Here is a 20,430-nt window from a genome sequence, read left to right as displayed (position 1 = left end):
GCGCATTATGACTTCAGGTGGAACATCTAACTACCGGCCGGCGCCCGCGGGCCAGGTCAATCGCGGCGATTCCAAGAACTACACCCGCAGTGGCCGCATCACCACCGGCTTTTCTATAGCCTTTGGCTTCCTCGTGGTGGAATGGGCGGTCCACATCATCAACGCCTTCCTGTTCGGCGGCCAGCTTTCTAATTACGGCATTCGCCCGCTGGACTTCAATGGAATCTGGGGCATTGTTACCGCCCCGCTGCTCCACGCGAACTTTGAGCACTTGATGTCTAACTCGGTGCCCGGCGCCATCTTTTGCTTCCTCATCGGTCTTTCCGGCCGCAAGGCCTGGTGGGAGGTCACGCTGATCACCACGCTGGTTGCGGGCCTTGGAACCTGGTTTATCGGCGGCCCCGGTACCTCGCATATCGGTGCTTCCAGCTTGGTCTATGGCTGGCTGGCGTACCTGATTGTGCGCGGAATTTTTAACCATTCGCTCATCCAGACCATCTTGGGCATCGTGCTCGGCTTCGCCTATTCCGGCTTGGTATGGGGCGTGTTGCCCGTCTACGAGGGCGTGAGCTGGCAGGGCCACCTCTTCGGTGCCATCGGCGGAATCCTCGCCGGTATGACCATTACCTCGGACGACCCGGTTAAGGCAGTGAAGCGCTAATGCCAACTGCGACCTCTCCCATCGGCATCTTTGATTCCGGCGTGGGCGGGCTCACCGTGGCCCGCGCGGTGATGGAACAGCTGCCGCACGAATCCGTCATCTATACCGGCGATACCGCCCACAGTCCTTATGGCCCGCGGCCTATCTCCGAGGTGCGCGCCTTTTCCCAGGACGTAGCCGATAAGCTCGTGGAGCGTGGCTGCAAGATGCTGGTGATTGCCTGCAATACCGCAACCGCCGCCTTCTTACACGATGCGCGCGAACGCTACGATATCCCCATCGTGGAGGTCATCCGGCCCGCGGTGCGCCGTGCCATGTCCACCACGCGCAACGGAAAAATCGGTGTCATCGGCACCGAAGGCACCATCAAGTCTGGCGCCTATCAGGATCTCTTTGCGCTCAACCCCAAGGTGCAGGCCTTTGCCACCGCCTGCCCGGATTTTGTTCCCTTTGTCGAGCGCGGCATTACCGCCGGCCGCCAAATCCTCGGCGTGGCCGAGGGCTACCTGGCCCCGCTGCAGGCACAAGGGGTAGACACGCTGGTCCTGGGCTGCACGCACTATCCGCTGCTGACCGGCATTATCCAGCTGGCGATGGGCGATAATGTTTCGTTGGTGAGCTCCTCGGAGGAGACCACCAAGGACGTCATGCGAATTCTCACCGAGACGGATATGTTGGCCCCCGCAGAGAATCAGCCGGTCCACACTTTTGAATCCACCGGAGATCCGGAAGCCTTTGCCCGCCTTGCCACGCGCTTCCTCGGCCCGCAGATTGTTTAAGTAGGCATAATTTCTCCCCCGTTTTGCACGTTGAGTACGCATGCGGGGCGATTTCATGGAACTATTGAGCCCATGAAGCTGACCATCCTAGGCTGCTCCGGTAGCGTCCCCACCGCCCAAAATCCCGCCTCCGGCTACTTGCTGTCCTTTGATAATGCGCCGTCCATCGTCCTCGATATGGGCCCTGGCACCTTGGCGCAGCTGGAACAGCAGCAGGATCCTTGTGATGCGCACGTGGCCTTTAGCCATTTGCATGCCGATCACTGCCTGGATTTTCCCTCCCTGATGGTGTGGCGCCGCTTCCATCCCACGGCTCCTGCGGCTTCGCGCAATATGTGCTTCGGGCCGAAGGCTACGCCCACGCACCTGGGCCGCCTGTCCTCCGATGAGGTCGATGGCATCGATGACATGTCCGATACCTTCGCCTTTAGCGCCTGGGAGCCGGGCGAGCGCCAGCTCGTGGACGATGTCTATATCACCCCCTTCCCGGTAAACCACCCGGTAGAGGCCTATGCCTTGCGCGTGGAGCACACGAAGACGGGCCAGACTATTACCTATTCCGGTGACTCTTCGTATACGCCCGCGCTTGTCGAAGCCGCCCGCGGCGCCGATATCTTCCTCTGTGAGGCGGCCTGGGGCGAGACCTCTGAGGGCAAGGCGCCGGACATGCACATGTCGGGCGCGGAAGCCGGTAGGGCGGCGCGCGAGGCGGGTGTGAGCAAGCTGGTGCTCATCCACATTCAGCCGTGGGGCGATGCGCAAGCTACTTTGGAGGCAGCCCGCTCCGAATTCGACGGCGAGATTGTCCTCGGCGCCGCGGGGATGGAGTTCTAAGATACGCTGGACGGCATGACTGAATTTACTCGTGCCGATGGGCGCGCGCTCGACCAGATGCGCAGCGTCCGCATTACCCGCAATTTCACCACCAACCCGGCCGGCTCGGTGCTGGTGGAGTTTGGCAATACCCGCGTCATGTGCACCGCATCCGTGGAATACGGCGTGCCGCGCTTCAAGCGTGATTCGGGCGAAGGCTGGCTTACCGCCGAGTACGCCATGCTGCCTTCTGCCACCCACGACCGCATGCCGCGCGAATCCATGAAGGGCAAGGTCAAGGGCCGCACCCATGAGATTTCCCGCCTCGTCGGCCGCTCCCTGCGCGCTGCGGTGGACTTGGAGGAGTTGGGCGAGAACACCATCCAGCTCGACTGTGACGTCCTGCAGGCCGATGGCGGCACCCGCACTGCGTCTATCACCGGCGCCTATGTTGCGCTTGCCGACGCCATCGCACACCTCAAGGCCGAGGGCGTTGTCCCCGGCGAGCCGCTGCTCGATCCCATCGCTGCGGTCTCGGTTGGCATCATTGATGGCGAAATCTGCCTCGACCTGCCCTATGAGGAAGACTCCCGCGCCGAGGTCGATCTCAACGTAGTAATGCAAGAATCCGGCGACTTCGTAGAAATCCAGGGCACCGGTGAGCACGGACTCTTTGGCCGCGAGGAGCTCAACGAGATGCTAGACGTAGCGCAGAAGGGCTGCCGTGAGCTCATCGCCGCACAGAAGGCGGCGCTGGGGTGGTAATTCTCGTCGCGTCCAATAATCCGAAGAAGCTCGCCGAGCTCGAGCGCATCCTGGCCGACGCCGGCATCGAGGGCGTCGAGCTACGCCCGCTATCCGCAGTGGAGCCTTACCCGGAGCCGGTAGAAGACGGCCGCACCTTTGCCGATAACGCGCTTATCAAGGCCCGCGCCGGCGCGGCTGCGACCGGCTTTGCTACCGTCGCGGATGATTCTGGCCTGGCTATCGAAGAGCTCAACGGCATGCCCGGCGTGCTTTCCGCCCGCTGGTCCGGCCAGCACGGCAATGACCAGGCCAATAATGACCTGGTCTTGGCGCAGATGGCCGATGTCCCCGATGAGCGCCGCGCCGCCGCTTTCGTCTCCGTCTGCGCGCTCGTGACTCCCGATGGCACCGAGCACGTGGCCGAGGGCCGCTGGGAAGGCCGCTTCCTGCGCGAGCCGCGCGGGGACAACGGCTTTGGCTATGATCCGCTCTTTCAGCCAGAAGGCGAGTCCCGGTCGGCTGCGGAGATGTCCCCAGAAGAAAAGAACGCGGTCTCGCATCGCGGCCGCGCTCTAAGTCAACTAGTCCCCGCCATCGCGGAGCTGGTTCGCAGTTCCTAAAGCTGGAACTCCTCCTTAATCTCCTTGCGGCGCTTGTGCTCCATCCAGAAGGACAGGAAGGGCACCACGCCGGCAAGGGCGGTGGTAAAGAGCTTGCCCACCGGCCACAGCGCGCGCGGGCCGAGGATGAGGATGGACAGCAGGTAGGTCATGTACGCGATGCCGTGCACGATCGCGATATAGGTGGCCCATTCTGGGATCTCCATGCCGATGAGGTACTGGCAGACCATGCGGATGACCAGGATAATCAGGAAGATACCGGTCACGGTGGCCGCGATGGAGAAAAACTTCAAAGGTCCGCGGATGCGGGCTTGGCGGGCGGGGTGAACTTTATTGGTCATAATCAGCTTTCTTCATTCTCGCCGCGCCGGCGGCGCGGGGTATTCATGGCGTTGAACGTTTCCACATCTATCTGCGGCCGCTGGGGCAGGAAATCCTCATCGATTTTGGTTTCCGCCTGCGGCTGTGCGGGAGATTCAGCCGGGGCCTCAGTGACGGTGCTATCCATGTCGCGGGCTTCTTCCTCGGCCGCGAGGCGCTCGTTTTCATAGCGCAGCGTGGTGCGATAGGCGTAGACCACGAACACGGCGAACAGCGGCCACTGGAAGGCATAGCCCAAGTTTTGGAAGGTACCCGAGCCGGAGCGGAAGCGCGTCCATTGCCAATAGGCCAGGAATAGGAAGAGCACGACGAAAAACGCGATGAGGAGGATGTGCCACCACCGCACCTGCACGCGCTTGATCTTCTTTTCCTCTTGAGTGCTCACGCGATCCACCCTACCCACCAGCGGCCGGAAAACAGAACACCCCTGGTTTCTGGATTGACGGCGTGCCGTGTACACTATGGCAAGTCCCCCGCGCCCGTGGCGGAATTGGCAGACGCGCTAGATTTAGGTTCTAGTGTCTTATGACGTGTGAGTTCAAGTCTCACCGGGCGCACTATCGGCGCCGCTGGCTCTCGAAGCCGGCGGCGCTTTCGCATATCACCGCCCGCATATTCGCCTTAAGATGGTCATCATGAAAAAGCTGCTTTCCACCCTTGTCGCCGTCATTCTCATTGCCACCGTGGCTGCCGCCGCGGTGTTCATTTGGCAGGTGCGGGAACCGGTGGAGGTGGAGACCGAATCGAGTAATACCAAGGTCATCAAGGCCGTGGAGCGCGAAGAGCAGGTGGTGCTCGTCTCGCTGGGTATCGAGGGCCTATCGGAGGAATCCGCCACCAGCAAGCTGTGGAATTGGCAGGTCCCGGGCAGCGAGCGCACCCAGTACATCAAGTACTCCTACCGCGCGAAGCTCGGCATCGAAGGTTCCCAGGTGCGAGTGGAAGAAGAATCCCCGCACCACTTCCGCGTGGAGATCCCAGAGTTCATTTTCATCGGGCACTCGGATGAGAATTTCGAAACCGCGGTGGAGGACAACGGCGCGCTGAGCTGGATTACCCCGGATATCGATAAGGCGGAAACCATCACTAAAATCCTCAATGAGGACAAAAAGAAAGAGGACATCGCCGATAATCGCGATGTCCTCCAATCCCAGGCCAAGCAGTTCTACACCGGCATTATTTCCGGCGTGGACCCAGAGGCCGAGGTGGACTTTTCCTTTCGCTAACTAGTCCACCTCGGTGAACTTGCGGTCCCACGAGGAGCGGACCGGGTTGGCATCGGCCAGCAGGATATCGAAGCGGTCGTTGGCAATTTCTACGATTTCGCCCAGCGCGGTGCGGTACTCCTGCTCCGGGGAGTTGGCCAGGCGGCGCACGCCGGCATCAATGACGCGGTCGACGGTGTCATTGGTATCCAAATAGGCCACAAAAGGCATGTCAAAGCGCTCGCGGTAGGCGGCGGAAAGCTCGGTGATGCGCTCGGTCTGTACATCATCCAAGTCGGTCAGACCGAGGGAGCCGCGGTCGGCGGAGATGGTGGCAGCCTCGTCGGCGTCGGCAAGCAGCAGCTTATCCATGGCCGGGTAATCGTGGATGAGGGCGGCGCGGCGGGAATCATCCGCGGTCAGCACGGCCACCTGAATGGCCGCGCGCAGTTCATTAACATCGCCGAAGGGCCGCGACTCCCACGCCAGCTCCAGCGGCCAAGTCTCGTTATTAAACAGAGGGCGCAGCGCGGAGACGAATTCCTCGCGGGAGGCGGCATTGAGCTGCTGCAAGCTCACGCTCTTGCCGACGGCCCGAGACACCTGCGTTCCCTGCTTGCCCCCTGTGTGGAAGAACAAAAGGTTGAGCACGATGGCGGTAATGGCGCCGATGGACATGCCAGAAGAGACGAAGGTTTGCGCCCACTCCGGGAAGGCGGTGGCGATATCCGGTTTGAAGGTCACCAACATAGCCAGCCCCAGCGCGGAGGTGACGATGACGGAGTTGCGGCCATCGGAAAGATCGGCCTTGGCGATGGTCTGCAGGCCCACCCACGCCACGTTGGCAAAAAGCGCCAGGGAGGCGCCGCCGAGAACGGGGGAGGGGATGGAGGCCACGACCGCGCCGGCCTTAGGCAAAATGCCCAGCACCATCATGAACCCGGCGGCGGCAACGGCCACCCAGCGCGACTTCACGCTGGTCAGGCGCACCAGGCCAACGTTTTGGGCAAAGCAGGTATACGGGAAGGAGTTCATCACGCCGCCCACCAGGGTGGACAGGCCATCGGCGCGAATGGCACGCACGACGTCATCGCGGCGGATGCGCTTTTTTACAATCTCGCCGGTGGCAAAGACGTCACCGGTGGTCTCCACCATGGTGATGATCATGACGATGATGAGCGAGAAAATCGCTACCAGGTCAAACTTCGGCATACCGAAGTAGAACGGGGTAGTAATGCCGAGGGCGGGGGCGGAGGAGACCTCGTCAAAGGAGGCGTCGCCAAGCACGAGCGCCACGCCAGTGCCTAAGACTAGGCCGATGAGCACGGCCAGGGTACCCAGGAAGCCGGAGGAAAAACGCTGCACCAAGATGATGACTGCGAGCGTGCCAAAGCCATAGAGCAAGTCGCGGGTGGCCGGCACGCCCTCGGCGTAATTGACAAAGTCATTGGCCGACACCCCAAGCAGCGACGTACCCATGACCAGCAGGACCGAGCCGGTGACCACCGGCGGGAAGAAGCGCAGCACCTTGCCAAAGACCGGCGCCGCAAAGAAGGTAAAAAGGCCGGCGACAATAATGGCGCCATAAATGGTTGGCAGCGAGGCCACCCCGCCCGCGCCGTCGGTCGCGCCCAAGCCAATGGCAATAATCGGGGAGACGGCCGTTGTAGTCACGCCCTGCACGATGGGCAGGCGCACGCCAATGCGCTTGCCGACGCCCAGGGATTGAATGATCGTCGCTATGCCACAGGTCAACAGATCCGCATTAATGAGGTGGATGGTGGTTTCCGCATCCAGATTGAGCGAGCCGGCAATAAGCAGCGGGACGATGACTGCGCCGGCATAAAACGCCAGCACATGCTGTAAACCCAAGGCAGCTAGTTTGGGGGCGGGTGGGACGATATCTACTGGATGCTTGGGCTGCGAAGCCACGAAGTCCTCCTTTGTGCGGAAGCGAAGCTGAACGGGATTAACAGTAGAGGTTCGTGCAGGTAGGGGCCAAAATCTTAGGGTGATGAGGGACACGTTCGGGGCTAGTTCACCCCCGATAAAAGACGTACGTGCGTACTGCATGAAATCACTAACCAGCTAAACAACACGACCGGTTTATTACTTGGCTTTCAAACGTTTGCGAGACTTGTTATTACCAGGGAATTGGTCAACAATTGAGGCCAGAGGGGCTTGGTGCTGTGGCTCGAAGAAAGCGGCATTTATCCCCTGCTAGAAATTCGCCCGAAAGAAGGGAATTATGACTACCGCAACGCAGCCTCAACAGTTTGAAGCTTGGAAGGGATTTGAGTCCGGTCCGTGGACCGAGGGCATCAACGTCCGCGACTTCATCCAGCGCAACTACACGCCGTACGACGGCGACTCCAGCTTCCTGGCGGGCCCGACCGAAAAGACCAAGCGCGTCTGGGAGACCCTGGAAAAGAACTACCTGTCCGTCGAGCGCGAAAAGCGCGTTTACGACGTCGACACCCACACTCCGTCAGACATTGACGCTTTCCCGGCCGGCTACATCTCAGAGGACGACGACGTCATCGTCGGCCTGCAGACTGATACCCCGCTGAAGCGCGCCATGATGCCATTCGGTGGCTGGCGCATGGTCAAGCAGGCTATCGGCGAAGCGGGCAAGGAAGTAGATCCTGAGGTGGAGAAGATCTTCACCCGTTACCGCAAGACCCACAACGATGCGGTCTTCGATATCTACACCCCGCGCATCCGCGCTGCTCGTTCATCACACATCATCACCGGCCTGCCGGATGCTTACGGCCGTGGCCGCATCATCGGCGACTACCGTCGTGTTGCACTTTACGGTGTGGATTACCTGATCGAGGAAAAGCAGGCTTCCCGCGATTCTGTCGCAGATGCTGGCTTCTCTGAGCACTGGGCACGCTACCGCGAGGAGCACTCCGAGCAGATCAAGGCCCTGAAGAAGCTCAAGAAGATGGCCGAGTCCTACGGATTCGACATCTCCCAGCCGGCTAAGACCGCTCACGAGGCAGTGCAGTGGACCTACTTCGGCTACCTGGCTTCCATTAAGTCCCAGGATGGCGCCGCAATGTCCATCGGCCGCCTGTCCGCCTTCTTCGATTGCTACTTCGAGCGCGACCTTGCCGCAGGCATCATCACTGAGGAAGACGCTCAGGAGATCATCGACTCCCTGGTTCTCAAGCTGCGCATCGTTCGCTTCCTGCGCACCATCGACTACGACCAGATCTTCTCCGGCGACCCGTACTGGGCAACCTGGTCCGACGCTGGCTTTGGCAATGACGGCCGCCACATGGTCACCAAGACCTCCTTCCGTCTGCTGCAGACCCTGGTCAACCTTGGCCCATCACCTGAGCCAAACATCACCATTTTCTGGGATCCGAAGCTGCCAGAGGGCTACAAGGAATTCTGCGCCCACATCTCCATTGAGACCTCCTCCATCCAGTACGAGTCTGACCGCCAGATTCGTGAGCAGTGGGGCGACGACGCCGCAATTGCTTGCTGTGTCTCCCCGATGGAAGTTGGCAAGCAGATGCAGTTCTTCGGCGCTCGTGTGAACGCCGCAAAGGCACTGCTCTACGCCATTAACGGTGGCCGCGATGAGGTATCCGGCAAGCAGGTTGTCGAAGGCTACGAGCCCATCAAGGGCGACGGCCCGCTGGACTTCGATGAGGTCTGGCAGAAGTACGAGGAGATGCTGGACTGGGTTGTTGGCACCTACGTTGAGGCCCTCAACATCATCCACTACTCCCACGACAAGTACGCCTATGAGGCAGTCGAGATGGCGCTGCACGATTCCAATATCGTCCGCTCCATGGGCTGCGGCATCGCCGGCCTGTCCATCGTTGCCGACTCCCTGGCTGCTATCAAGTACGCCAAGGTCACCCCGGTACGCGACGAGACCGGTCTGATTACGGACTACATCACCGAAGGTGAGTTCCCGTTCTACGGCAACGATGATGACCGCGCCGATGATATCGCCGCTACCATTGTCCACACCGTGATGGAAAAGATTAAGGCCATCCCGATGTACCGCAACGCCATCCCAACCCAGTCCGTGCTGACCATTACCTCGAACGTGGTCTACGGCAAGGCAACAGGCGCCTTCCCGTCGGGCCACAAGGCCGGCACGCCGTTCTCCCCAGGCGCTAACCCTGAAAACGGTGCTGACAGCCACGGCATGGTTGCTTCCATGCTGTCCGTCGGCAAGCTGGATTACAAGGACGCCTTGGACGGCATCTCGCTGACCAACACCATTACTCCTTCCGGATTGGGCCGCACCCCAGAAGAGCGCATCAATAACTTGGTGGGCGTTCTGGATGCCGGCTTCATCATGGAGAAGTAAAAACCACCAACCCTCAACCATCCCGAAAAGGAGAAAATCATGGCAACCCCAACTTTCGAAGACCGCATGTCAGCAATGAAGGCAAACCGCGATGCACACCAGATGAACTCTGGTCTGTACCACGCAAACATCAACGTGCTGGACAAGTCCACCCTGGAAGATGCCGTTGAGCACCCAGAGAAGTACCCGAACCTGACCGTTCGCGTCTCTGGCTACGCAGTCAACTTCGTTAAGCTGACCAAGGAGCAGCAGCTCGACGTTATCTCCCGCACCTTCCACCAGGGTTCCTAATCATGGCTGATGGCGTTACTGGTGTCGTTACCCTCTCTCCTGAAGAGGGAGAGCGAGTCCGCGGCGCGGCCGCGGGCCTGGGAAACGACGTTCAATTCGATGACATTACCCGCCCCGAACTCATGGAGGCGCGCCGTACCGGCGATATTGCCCTCGTGCACTCTTGGGAGCTCGTGACCGCCGTCGATGGCCCGGGTACCCGCATGACGATGTTCATGTCCGGCTGCCCACTGCGCTGCCAGTACTGCCATAACCCAGACACCTGGGAGATGAAGACCGGCACGCTAGAGCGGGTCGAGGATGTGGTCAAGCGCATTAAGCGTTATAAGCCAATCTTCAACGCTTCCGGTGGCGGTCTCACCATCTCCGGTGGTGAACCCCTCTTCCAACTTTCTTTCACGCGCCGCGTGCTCAAGGAAGTTCACGATGCGGGCATCCACACCACCATCGATACTGCCGGTTATCTCGGTGCGCGTTTGCGTGACGAGGACCTGGATAATATCGACCTCGTGCTTCTCGACGTCAAGTCGGGCGACGAGGAAACCTATCGGAAGGTCACTCAGCGCGAACTCCAGCCCACGCTGGACTTCGGCGACAGGCTGAACAAGATAGGCAAACCGGTGTGGATCCGCTTCGTGGTGGTGCCAGACCTCACGGACTCGCCAGAGAACGTGGAAAATGTGGCCAATATCGTGGCGCGTTGGAAATCCAACGTTGAGCGCGTTGAGGTCCTGCCTTTCCACAATATGGGCAAGGACAAGTGGGATAGCTTGGGCATGAACTACCAGCTAGCTGACACGAAGCCACCAAAGCCGGAGGATGTGGAGAAAATCCGCGACGTCTTCCGCTCGAAGGGCTTGGAAGTCTACTAGCCTGGGAGGACATGACCTCCTATCGCCGCTTCGGCCACACAATTAAAGAGCACCACCTAGAAGTCCCGTGGGATTATTCCAATCCCCACGGGACTTTTGGGCTCTACGCCCGCGAAATAATCCCGCCCGGCGGAGAGGACCTGCCCGCATTGCTCTACCTGCAGGGCGGTCCCGGTTTCCCGGCGCCTCGGCCATTGGCGCCTACGGGGCTGATTGGCAAGGCGCTAGAGCGCTACCGGGTGATCCTCATGGATCAGCGCGGCACCGGCCGCTCGCACCGCATTGATGCGCTTAGCCCGGCGGCTGAGCGCACAGCCAAGCACCTGGCGTTGCTGCGCCAGGACAATATCGTCCGCGATGCCGAGCGCCTGCGCGAGCACCTCGGACTCGAGAAGTGGTCGCTGTTCGGGCAGTCTTTTGGCGGCTTTTGCATCACCGCCTACCTATCCCAGGCGCCCGAGCGCGTCGAGCATGCTTTCTTCACCGGCGGTATCCCCACGTTGAAGGGTGCGGACGAGCTCTATCGCGCTACCTTTAGCAAGCTTAAGGCCCGCCAGCAGCGTTTCTACCGCGAATTCCCGTGGGCACAGGGACGAATCGAGGAGATCATTTCCCACCTGGACAATTCAGATGAGCGGCTTCCAACTGGCGAGCGCCTGTCCGCGCTGCGCTTTCGTACCATCGGCATCGAGCTCGGCCGCGGCACCGGCTTTGATTCGCTGGCCTATCTGCTGGAAGAGCCTTTCCGCACCGTGGCGGGGGAGAAGCGGTTGCGGGGTGATTTCCTGGCGGACGTCGGCCAGCGCGTGAGCTTTGCAGACGGCCCGTTATATGCCGCCATTCATGAATCCATCTACGGCGGCGCCGGTGGCCAGGCCACTACGAACTGGGCGGCGCACCGCGTGCGCGAGGAGTTCCCCGAGTTTGCCGAGTCCGGTACGTGGTTAACCGGCGAGCACATCTTTCCCTGGCAGTTCGACGAGGACCCAGCGTTGCACGCGTTTGCCGACGCCGCCCATGGCCTCGCCCACCACGAATTCTCCCCGCCCTACGCGTTGGGCGAGGTGCCGTCTACGGCCGCGGCCATCTACGTCGATGATATTTTCGTCCCGCTCGAGGAGTCCTTGGCTACGGCCGCGCACCTGGGAGACCTGCGGCCGTGGATCAACAATGAATTCCAGCACAACGGCATTAGAGAAGACGGCGCAACCATCTTGGGCAGGCTCTTTTCGCTTATCGACGATCACTAGCATTTCGCTATTTCCTATGCGAAAATATTAGTGATCATCACGACTTTTAGGGAGACTCAATGATTGCCACCATAGTAATAGTCCTTATCCTGCTGATTATCTTGGGAACGCTCTTCGATGGTTATTTCATCGTTCGTACTCGCGAAGCTGCCATTCTGGAGCGCTTGGGCAAATTCCAAAAGGTGGCGCATGCTGGCCTGCACTTTAAGATGCCGTGGATAGACCGTGTACGCGATAAGATTTCGCTGCAGGTGCGCCAGCTGGACGTGATGGTGGAGACCAAGACGAAGGATAATGTCTTCGTGCAAATCCCTGTTGCCGTGCAGTACGAGGTAGTCCAGGGCCGCGAGCGCGAAGCGTACTACATGCTCTCCAATCACGAGCAGCAGATTGTGGCCTACGTCCAGGACAATGTTCGTTCCTCCGTAGCGAATATGAACCTAGATGATTCCTTCTCCTCCAAGGACACCATCGCCCGCAATGTTGCGGCCTCCCTGCGCGACAATATGGCCGAGTATGGCTGGAACTTTGTCAATACCTTGGTCACTGATATCCGCCCTGACTCCCGCGTGCGCGAGTCCATGAACTCCATTAACGCAGCGCAGCGCGAGCGCGAGGCGGCCGTCGCCCAGGCGGAGGCTGAGAAGATCCGCGTGGTGAAGGAGGCCGAAGGCGCAGCCGAGGCGAAGAAGCTGCAGGGTCGCGGCGTTGCCGACCAGCGTAAGGAAATCGTCGAGGGCATTGCCCAGCAGTACGAGATGCTTCGCGACGCCGGCGTGGAAGAATCCCCCGAAGCCCTCATGCTGGTCTCCCAGTACCTCGACGCTATGGTCGACGTTTCCCACAATGGCCAGGCGTCCGTTCTTTATATGCCCTCTAACCCGCAGGGGATGGGCGATCTTTTCAGCGGCATGCGCGACGTGCTCATGGCCAACCGTGCCCTCGACTCCGCCGAGGAGCCGTCCCAACGCCGTCGCCCGCAGCCTAAGAAGCCTTCCCGTGCCGAGGAAATCGAGCGCGAATCTAAGCGTCAGGCCGAACGCGCCAAGCGCGAAGCCATCGCTGCCTCCCAGCACGCTGAGCAGCAACGCTCCGAGCACCAGCAGGCAGAGCCGCACCCGCAGCAGGGCCAGCACTCCACCGCGCAGCCCCAGGCTGCACGCGAGTACTTCCAGCAGCTGCGCGAGCAACTGAAAAACGAGGACTAGTCCTGAGCATCGATAACCTCTTTGATGCCTATACCGCTCAGCGTGGCATAACCCGCCGCGCGGAGGTGATCCCCGATCACGAGTGTCAGGTCTTCGCCACCGACGACCATCCTGACTCCGACCGTGATGCGTTAAGCGCCGCGCGCGACCTTGTCCACGACGTCCTTGTGGTCGATGACACGCCGAGTAGCGCTACCTCGCAGAGGCAGCGCTAACGAACCCAGCGGACCTTGCCATTGACTCGGGCAAGGCGTCCGCGCAGCGGTGGGGCATTTGGATCATCTTGGTTGACCCCGTTGTGGTAGGGGCAGCACACGGTCAGGTTTTCCATGTTGGTCAACCCGCCATGTTTCCACGCCTTGAGGTGATGGATTTGGGCCTTGTCCGCCGGATGGTTGCACGGCGGCCACGGGCAGGTGGGATTTTCGGCGGCGGCCATCTGTCGCTGTTTCTCGGTGGCGTAGCGCGATGTGCGATATAGGTTGACTGGGCCCTTGACGGGGTGGATAAGGGTGGCTAGGCCGTGCTCGGTGAAGGTGCGCTCGACGAGCTCGGCGCCGGTAATGGTGGCGCCATTGCTAAGGCGTAGCGTGACTTCGTCGCCGTCGCCGTCCAGGATTTGGTCTAGGGCGTTGAGCGGGATGATGACGTTAGTGGTGGTGCGCGCGGAAGGTGCGCCGGTGCCGCGAAGGAGGTCGCGGAGGGAATCGAGTGGGCGGTCGGGGTCGAGCGCGGCGTCGAATTCAGCAAGGAAGGCCGAGGGCGCGGTAATCCGCATAGTCCACGGGCCGTTCGGCCGGCGAAGGAGCTGGACGCCTTCGCGGGGTGGCATGCGGCGCGGGCGAAGTTCGCGCAGGCGCTGCTTGGCGCGGCGGGCGATGTCAGAAGCCGGACCACGCAGGCGGCACAGCTCCACGCGTAGGTTCCACGCCTCACGCTTAGTGCGCACCCGGGAGACGTACTTTTCAATCAGCTTGAGCGTTACGAGGTCGTGGTGTCGGGCAGCCGCGGCTGCGTGGCGTTGCTTGCGGCTGAAGCCGGTCGGGCCGAAGTAGACTGCGGCCAGCGCGCGGAGGTCGCGGGCCTCGACATCCGGCAAGCCCAGCTCGACAAGGGCGCGCTCAGACGCGCCGTGGGCCTCGGCGAGGATGTCCATCGCCGAGGCAATATGGGTGGCATAGGCCTTAAGTGCGCTCATGGCTGCAACTTTAAGCAGAGCCGGTGGGCGAGCCGAGGCGAAGACGTCCGCAGCCTGTGGATAACTTGTTTAAGCGTCAACTGCCCCAGTGGGCCGCAATGGCAAATAGATACGAAACGAGCATGCGCTTAATCTCTACGACCACGGCGTCAAAGTCGCCTGGGTCGCCCGCAGTTGCGTAATTGAGTTGCGAGACCACGCTGTGGATAAGGAAGCCGGCCAGGTCAATGCGTTCGTCATCGCTCATGGACGGCGCGAGTGGGGAGAGGATTTCTGACAAGGGGAAAAGCAGCTGCCGCTCGGTATCTGCGGCCGTCGCGCGGGTGGCGGGGGTGGATTGCACGGCATGCCACACGGCGCGCCGGGAGGGATCGTCGCGCCACATACGCGCCAGGTGATCGATGGTTTCATCCAACACATCGGGCCATTGCACGTCCGGGGCGCGGCGGGAGAAGCGCTCGATTTCGGCCCGGCTGGCGGCCGTGTCTTGGCGGTCGAGCTCGCAGACGAGCACGTATTTATTGGCAAAGTACTGATACAGCGTGCCGATGGGCACCCCGGCGCGGTGGGCGACCTCGTCGACGGTGAAGGATTCAAAGCCGACGTCGACAAGCACGGCGCGTGCGGCCTGCAGAATGCGCTCGAAGCGCTCGCGACTGCGCGCCTGCGCTGGCCGACGCCGCGGTAGCAGAATCTCTCCCACGTGCTAGCTTAGCCCCTTCATCACGCGGGCGACGTGGCCGGTGGCCTTGACGTTGTAGTGCGTTTGGCCGATGGTGCCATCCGGCTCGACCAAGAAGGTGGAGCGGATTACGCCCTGGACCACCTTGCCGTAGTTCTTCTTCTCGCCAAACGCGCCGTAGGCGGTCATGACAGACTTATCCGGATCCGAAAGCAGCGGGAAGTTCAGCTCGTGGTCCGCGCGGAACTTCGCCAGCGCCTCCGGCTTATCTGGCGAAATGCCTACGACGGCAATATTGAGATCATTGAGCTGTTCCAGGGAATCGCGGAAATCGCAGGCTTCCTTGGTGCAGCCTGGGGTATTGGCGCGGGGGTAGAAGTAGACCAGTACGCGCTGGCCTGCGTAATCGGCGAGGGAAACGGTGTTTCCAGCATCGTCGGCAAGCGCAAAAGCAGGGGCAGTATCTCCAACGTTCAAACGGTTTTCAGTCATGGTTCCCACCTTACTTACCGCCCGGGCTGCACGCTTTTGGGCCGGCGGGGTAGAATGACCCCGTTAAGAGCGAACCTAAGTTAAGAGGAGAACTTCGTGGCACGCAATATTGAAGACATTCAGCGCGATATCGAGCGCACCCGCCGCCAGCTGGCCGGCACCCTGGACGAGCTGGCACAGCGCAGCAAGCCGCAGAACTTTGCCAACGAGGCTAAGACCGCGGCCACCGATAAGCTGCAGGACCGCAACGTGCAGATGGCCTTGGGCGGTGTCGGCGCTGCTGTGGTTGGCCTCATTGCTTTTTCGGTCTTCCGCTCTCGCCGCCGCAAGAGCGACTTGAAGGAGCTGCAGCGCCTGCTGTCCGAGCGCCACTAATTATGGAAGTCCCCGCACACCGCGGGGACTTTTTTCGTAGGCTGGGTTGGGATGAAGACACCAATCCCTTTTTATTTGCAGGAAATCCTCACTAAGGTGCGCGATAATCGCGACGGCGCCGTGGCGGATTATATTCCGGAACTGGCCAAGGCGGAGCCCGAATACCTTGGCGCCGCGATGTGCACCACCACCGGCCACGTCTATTCCGCGGGCGATGATGAGGTGGAATTTACCCTTCAGTCCCTGTCCAAGCCTTTTGTCTACGCACTAGCGCTACAGGAGCTGGGACTATCTGCGGTGCGCGAGATTGTGGGTATGGAGCCTTCGGGCGAGGCCTTCAACGAGCTTTCGCTCAACCGAGATGACCATCGGCCGGTCAACCCGATGATTAATGCGGGCGCGATTGCGGTCACGCAGCTGATTAATGGCGTGGATTCGGAGCCTGCCGCACGCGTGGAGCGCCTACGCACCTATTTTTCGCGCCTGGCGGGACGCGATTTGCTTATCGACGACGCCATGCGGTCCTCCGAGCTGGAAGTCAGCGAACGTAACCTCTCGCTGGCACACATGTTGCGCAATTACGACATCATCCAGGACGAGGCACATGATGCGGTGTCAACATATATTGAGCAGTGCTCGATTGTGGTGACGGTGCGGGACTTGGCCGTGATGTCGGCAACGTTGGCGAATGGTGGCGTGCAGCCGGTGACGGGCGACAAGATTTTGGATGCGGATGTGTGCCGGTTGACGCTATCGGTGATGAGCTCGGCCGGCATGTACGACGGCGCCGGCCGATGGATGGCCGAGGTGGGTATCCCGGCGAAGTCGGGCGTTTCAGGTGGCCTGCTGGGCACGCTGCCGGGCCAGTTGGGCGTGGCGACATTCTCGCCGCGGCTTAATAAAGAAGGTAACTCGGTACGCGGTGTGGATGCGTTCAAGCTGTTGTCGAAGGACATGGGCCTGCACTTGATGTCTACAGACGAGCGCTATGGCGTGAACCCGGTGCGCAAGGTGGAGCAGGATGCGGAGCTGACCGTGATCTATCTGCAGGGCTTGATTAACTTCAACGCGGCCGAGACTATCTTGTACGAGCTGATGGAGTCAGATTTTGGCGAGGGCACGGTGGTGCTCGAGCTATCACATATTACGGGCACGAACCGCATGGGTCGACGCATGCTGAAGGAGGGGCTGCGCCGAATTCGCGAGTCTGGCTTTGATATCGCCATCGTGGATCCGGATGGGGAGCTGGAAGATCGCACCATGTCGGACGGCACGGAGGTGCCGAAAGGCGAGCCGGAGGACTACACCATCAACGGCGAACCTGTTTAGGTTTGGGTTGCCTTGGTTAATCAGGTTAGGATGTCCTATGTAAGGCTCATCGCGGCTGCCGCGAGGGCATCCAACGACCAAGGACTAAAAATGGCTCATACCCCCTTCAAGGTGATGGCGGTTGTGGCGGCGTCGGCAACCGCACTCGTCGGCTGCGGCGCAGCTGAGGAAGTAACTGGCGGCTCCAGCGGCGATGCTGAGTTCTCCTTCACCGATATCACCGGCCGTGACGTGGAACTGGATAAGGCTCCCGATCGTGTGATTTTGGGGGAGGGCCGATCGATTTTTGCTACCGGTGTACTCGACCCCGATAATCCACTGGACAAGGTCGTTGGCATCGGAACGGATCTCAAGCAGAACGTGCCGGATTACTACAAGGCGCTGGAAAAGGAACTGCCGTCCGTAAACGAGGTTCCAGAGATCGGCGGCTTTACCAAGGGTGATGTCACCGTGGAAAAACTCGTGAGCCTAGACCCGGACCTCATTGTCCTCTCGCTGGATCAATATGATGCCTCTCGCGAAGCTGGTCTGACCGACAAGATGGACCAAGCTGGCTTGAAGTATGCGGTCACCGATTTCCGCCGCGACCCGCTGGAGAATACGCCCAAGACTATGGACATCTTCGGCGAGATCTTTGGCCAAGAGGATCGCGCTGAGGAATTTAACTCGGATTGGCAAAAGACCGTGGATTTGGTCGAGGACCGCGCAGAGAAGGTAAAAGATAAACCAAAGACTTTCGTTTGGAGAGCAGCAGGTGTGTCCGATTGCTGCGGTTCCTGGAACGATTCCAATATTTCCCAGCTGGTCAACGCGGCCGGTGGCGAGAATATCGGCGATAAAGTCATTCCGGGCGAGTCTGGCACAATCACCCCGGAAAAGGTCCTGGAATCTGACCCGGATATGATCATCGCCACCGGTGGCGATTGGTCCGAGATGAAGGACGATGAAGGCCACCCTGTCGGATACGCTGCAGTGGGTTACGGCATTGATGAAAAGGAAGCCAAGGGCAGCATTGCGAAGCTTCCGGAGAAGCAAGCCGGCTTCGATAAGCTGCGGGCGGTTAAGGAGCATCACCTGCACAGCATGTGGCACCAGTTCTATAATTCGCCGTTTAACTACCTGGCACTGCTGCAGGTAGCGGAGTGGATCGACCCGGAGGCGTATGCCGATATGGACGTCGCCAAGCAGTGGATGGATGCGCAAGAAAAGTACTCGCCGGTCTCTGGTGAGGGAACCTTCTTTAGCACCAACTAATGGAGGGTGCAGAGGTAGCCGCTCTAGCGCGGCAACATAAGAAGTTAACCTGGCAACGCATAGGCATCGTTGCGGGCCTGACCCTGATTGCGGCCGCCGCATTTGTCATTAGCAACTTCGTCGGTGCGATTGATATCAGCCCGGCCGAGGTAATAAAGGGCATTGTGAATCCCGCGGGTCTGGAGGACCAGACGCGCACGGTGCTGTGGCAACTGCGCCTGCCTATGGCCGTGATGGCCGTGCTTATCGGTATGGCCTTGTCCTTGGCCGGCGCGGAGATGCAGACCATCCTCAATAACCCGCTAGCCGAGCCGTTTACCCTCGGCATTTCTGCGGCCGCCGCGTTTGGCGGCGCCACCTCCATCGTGCTCAAGTGGCAGCTGATTGCGCAGCCGCAGTTCAACCTGGCGCTGATGGCGTGGCTTGCTGCCGCGGTGGCTACGGCCATTATTGTTATCGCGGCCGTCATCCGTGGCGCGAAGGCAGAAACCATGGTGCTGCTGGGCATCGGCTTGGTGTTCTTCTTCCAGGCCATGCTGGCGCTTATCCAGTACCAGTCCTCGGCCGAGGCGCTGCAACAGATCGTCTTTTGGTCCATGGGCTCTCTTACCCGCGCCAATTGGGCGGCCAACGGCGTGCTGGCGGCCGTGCTGATTATCGCCCTGCCCATTCTGTGGGCGCTGGGCTGGCGCCTTACTGCCTTGCGGCTTGGCGATGCCCGCGCCACCGCCATGGGCGTTAATACCTCCCGCCTGCGCATCGTGGTGCTCATCGTCGTGTCGCTCGTCGCGGCGACGACCGTGGCCTTTGCCGGCATCATCGGTTTCATTGGTCTGGTCGGCCCGCATATTGCCCGCATGCTGGTGGGCGAGGACCAGCGCTACTTCTTGCCGGCCTCAATGGCGGCGGGCGCGGCCGTGATGTGTGCCGCGCATGCGGTCAGCCTGATGATTAAGCCGGGCCTGGCTATTCCCATTGGCATTGTTACCTCGCTTTTGGGCGTGCCATTCTTCATTGCCATCGTCATGACCCGAAGGAGGGCCCTGTGGACGTAGAACTGACTATTTCCGGGCTGAGTGCAGCCTATGGCAAGCACCGCGTACTGGAGTCCGTGGATGTGGAAAAACTCCACGGCGGGCAGTTGGTGGGCCTGTTGGGGCCGAATGCTTCCGGCAAGACCACGCTTATCAAGTCCCTGGCCGGCGTGCACCGCGGCTGCGACGGAGACGTGGATTTCCGCGTCGATGGCACGGCCCCGCGCGGCAAGCGCCGCCGGCAGCTCATCGGCTACGTGCCGCAGGATCTCACGAGCACGGCCGCGCTGCGGGCGTTTGAGGCCGTGCTGATCTCTGCGCGCCGTGAAGCCTGCGAGGACCCGATTACGCGCACCGGTGAGGTGCTGCACTCGCTGGGGCTGGATGCGATTGCCTCGCGCTACCTCAACGAGCTTTCCGGCGGCCAGCGCCAGCTGGTGGCGGTGGCGCAGATGTTGGTGGGCAACCCAGGCCTGATGCTTCTCGACGAACCTACCTCCGCCCTCGATCTGCACCACCAGATCTTCGTGCTGGACGAGGTGCGTGCCAAGGCGAAGCGCGACGGCAGCCTGGGCTTGGTGGCCATCCACGATATTAACCTGGCTGCGCGCATGTGCGACCAGCTGGTAGTGCTCAAAAAGGGCCATATTCGCGCCCAGGGCAAACCTTCGGACGTTCTCACGGGGGAGCTCGTGGAAGGTGTGTATGGGGTAGAGGCGGACGTCGTCCAGCATGGCGGCGCTCCACTCATTGCCCCGCTGCGGGTGAGATAACAAAAAGGCCGGGCTATTGCCCGGCCTAATTTTTTAACTTAAATTTTTAAGTGGTGCGCCATCAGGTGTCTGGTTCCATGACATCGTTCCGCTCTGTCTCACGACATCATTCCGCCCCACAAGGCCCTGA

Annotated in this window: 21 protein-coding genes, 1 tRNA gene and 1 pseudogene; 17 read left to right on the top strand and 6 right to left on the bottom strand. The window is 60.6% G+C overall.

What is annotated here, in order from left to right; all coding sequences use genetic code 11:
- Positions 1-7 precede the first annotated feature (7 nt).
- The 5 genes from QP324_RS10765 (at position 8) to rdgB (ending at position 3,620) form a co-directional block, all read left to right on the top strand.
- Positions 8-661 carry a rhomboid family intramembrane serine protease gene (locus QP324_RS10765; protein ID WP_284816031.1) on the top strand — a complete coding sequence of 218 codons (654 nt, stop codon included), beginning with the start codon at positions 8-10 and terminating at the stop codon, positions 659-661.
- A complete protein-coding gene (gene murI, locus QP324_RS10760) occupies positions 661-1,440 on the top strand; it encodes a glutamate racemase (protein WP_284816030.1) in 780 nt (259 codons plus the stop codon). The genes QP324_RS10765 and murI overlap by 1 nt, the downstream gene beginning before the upstream one ends.
- 72 nt (positions 1,441-1,512) lie before the next feature.
- Positions 1,513-2,274 (top strand): MBL fold metallo-hydrolase, encoded by a 762-nt coding sequence (locus QP324_RS10755; RefSeq protein WP_239194593.1) that lies wholly within the window; start codon positions 1,513-1,515, stop codon positions 2,272-2,274.
- Positions 2,275-2,289: 15 nt separating this feature from the next.
- Positions 2,290-3,018 carry a ribonuclease PH gene (rph, locus tag QP324_RS10750; RefSeq protein WP_005323955.1) on the top strand — a complete coding sequence of 243 codons (729 nt, stop codon included), beginning with the start codon at positions 2,290-2,292 and terminating at the stop codon, positions 3,016-3,018.
- Complete coding sequence (rdgB, locus tag QP324_RS10745) at positions 3,012-3,620, top strand: RdgB/HAM1 family non-canonical purine NTP pyrophosphatase (protein WP_005327300.1); 609 nt, start codon at positions 3,012-3,014, stop codon at positions 3,618-3,620. The genes rph and rdgB overlap by 7 nt, the downstream gene beginning before the upstream one ends.
- On the opposite strand, the gene QP324_RS10740 is transcribed toward rdgB, so the two are convergent.
- Both QP324_RS10740 and QP324_RS10735 read right to left on the bottom strand, forming a co-directional pair.
- The gene (locus QP324_RS10740; RefSeq protein WP_179386919.1) at positions 3,617-3,961 is read right to left on the bottom strand and encodes a DUF3817 domain-containing protein; all 345 of its coding nucleotides are present in this window, start codon (positions 3,959-3,961) and stop codon (positions 3,617-3,619) included. The two genes, rdgB and QP324_RS10740, sit on opposite strands and share 4 nt — an antisense overlap.
- Positions 3,962-3,963: 2 nt before the next feature.
- Positions 3,964-4,386, bottom strand: a complete 423-nt coding sequence (locus QP324_RS10735) for a hypothetical protein (protein WP_284816029.1) — start codon at positions 4,384-4,386, stop codon at positions 3,964-3,966.
- A 90-nt stretch (positions 4,387-4,476) separates the two neighbouring features.
- On the opposite strand from QP324_RS10735, the gene QP324_RS10730 reads away from it, so the two are divergent.
- Together QP324_RS10730 and QP324_RS10725 are read left to right on the top strand one after the other, a co-directional pair.
- Positions 4,477-4,558 (top strand) — tRNA-Leu (locus QP324_RS10730).
- Positions 4,559-4,636: 78 nt separating this feature from the next.
- Positions 4,637-5,227 (top strand): hypothetical protein, encoded by a 591-nt coding sequence (locus QP324_RS10725; RefSeq protein ID WP_239278386.1) that lies wholly within the window; start codon positions 4,637-4,639, stop codon positions 5,225-5,227.
- On the opposite strand, the gene QP324_RS10720 is transcribed toward QP324_RS10725, so the two are convergent.
- Positions 5,228-7,138 (bottom strand): solute carrier family 23 protein, encoded by a 1,911-nt coding sequence (locus QP324_RS10720; RefSeq protein ID WP_284768747.1) that lies wholly within the window; start codon positions 7,136-7,138, stop codon positions 5,228-5,230.
- Between the two features lie 316 nt (positions 7,139-7,454).
- On the opposite strand from QP324_RS10720, the pseudogene pflB reads away from it, so the two are divergent.
- From pflB to QP324_RS10695, 5 genes and pseudogenes are all read left to right on the top strand, one after another.
- Positions 7,455-9,833: pseudogene (gene pflB / locus QP324_RS10715) on the top strand (formate C-acetyltransferase).
- Between the two features lie 2 nt (positions 9,834-9,835).
- The gene (gene pflA / locus QP324_RS10710) at positions 9,836-10,705 is read left to right on the top strand and encodes a pyruvate formate-lyase-activating protein (RefSeq protein WP_284816028.1); all 870 of its coding nucleotides are present in this window, start codon (positions 9,836-9,838) and stop codon (positions 10,703-10,705) included.
- An 11-nt stretch (positions 10,706-10,716) separates the two neighbouring features.
- A complete protein-coding gene (locus QP324_RS10705) occupies positions 10,717-11,955 on the top strand; it encodes an alpha/beta fold hydrolase (RefSeq protein ID WP_284816027.1) in 1,239 nt (412 codons plus the stop codon).
- 59 nt (positions 11,956-12,014) lie between these two features.
- Positions 12,015-13,163, top strand: a complete 1,149-nt coding sequence (locus QP324_RS10700) for an SPFH domain-containing protein (RefSeq protein ID WP_284816026.1) — start codon at positions 12,015-12,017, stop codon at positions 13,161-13,163.
- A gap of 65 nt (positions 13,164-13,228) precedes the next feature.
- Positions 13,229-13,378, top strand: coding sequence for a hypothetical protein (locus tag QP324_RS10695; RefSeq protein ID WP_284816025.1), 150 nt, complete (start codon positions 13,229-13,231; stop codon positions 13,376-13,378).
- Here the strand turns inward: QP324_RS10695 and QP324_RS10690 are convergent.
- The 3 genes from QP324_RS10690 to bcp form a co-directional block, all read right to left on the bottom strand.
- Positions 13,375-14,361, bottom strand: coding sequence for an HNH endonuclease signature motif containing protein (locus QP324_RS10690; RefSeq protein WP_284816024.1), 987 nt, complete (start codon positions 14,359-14,361; stop codon positions 13,375-13,377). The genes QP324_RS10695 and QP324_RS10690 overlap by 4 nt on opposite strands.
- Positions 14,362-14,437: 76 nt before the next feature.
- The gene (locus QP324_RS10685; protein WP_284767081.1) at positions 14,438-15,064 is read right to left on the bottom strand and encodes a TetR/AcrR family transcriptional regulator; all 627 of its coding nucleotides are present in this window, start codon (positions 15,062-15,064) and stop codon (positions 14,438-14,440) included.
- A gap of 3 nt (positions 15,065-15,067) precedes the next feature.
- Positions 15,068-15,535 (bottom strand): thioredoxin-dependent thiol peroxidase, encoded by a 468-nt coding sequence (gene bcp / locus QP324_RS10680; RefSeq protein WP_005327287.1) that lies wholly within the window; start codon positions 15,533-15,535, stop codon positions 15,068-15,070.
- A 96-nt stretch (positions 15,536-15,631) separates the two neighbouring features.
- Here bcp and QP324_RS10675 point away from each other — a divergent pair, with 96 nt between their 5' ends.
- The 5 genes from QP324_RS10675 (at position 15,632) to QP324_RS10655 (ending at position 20,300) form a co-directional block, all read left to right on the top strand.
- Entirely contained in the window at positions 15,632-15,910 is a 279-nt protein-coding gene (locus tag QP324_RS10675) for a DUF3618 domain-containing protein (RefSeq protein ID WP_005323988.1), read from the top strand.
- A gap of 51 nt (positions 15,911-15,961) precedes the next feature.
- A complete protein-coding gene (locus QP324_RS10670) occupies positions 15,962-17,239 on the top strand; it encodes a glutaminase (RefSeq protein WP_204611101.1) in 1,278 nt (425 codons plus the stop codon).
- Positions 17,240-17,329: 90 nt separating this feature from the next.
- Positions 17,330-18,493: an ABC transporter substrate-binding protein gene (locus tag QP324_RS10665; protein WP_284816023.1), complete on the top strand. Its 1,164-nt coding sequence runs from the start codon at positions 17,330-17,332 to the stop codon at positions 18,491-18,493.
- Positions 18,493-19,548 (top strand): iron ABC transporter permease, encoded by a 1,056-nt coding sequence (locus tag QP324_RS10660; protein WP_239278366.1) that lies wholly within the window; start codon positions 18,493-18,495, stop codon positions 19,546-19,548. Before QP324_RS10665 ends, QP324_RS10660 begins: the two co-directional genes overlap by 1 nt.
- On the top strand, positions 19,539-20,300 hold the full coding sequence (locus QP324_RS10655) for an ABC transporter ATP-binding protein (RefSeq protein ID WP_284816022.1): 762 nt from the start codon (positions 19,539-19,541) through the stop codon (positions 20,298-20,300). Before QP324_RS10660 ends, QP324_RS10655 begins: the two co-directional genes overlap by 10 nt.
- Positions 20,301-20,430 lie beyond the last annotated feature (130 nt).

Source organism: Corynebacterium sp. UMB0012 (assembly GCF_030216265.1).
GTDB lineage: Bacteria > Actinomycetota > Actinomycetes > Mycobacteriales > Mycobacteriaceae > Corynebacterium.
This window is presented reverse-complemented; position numbering and strand designations above follow the sequence as displayed.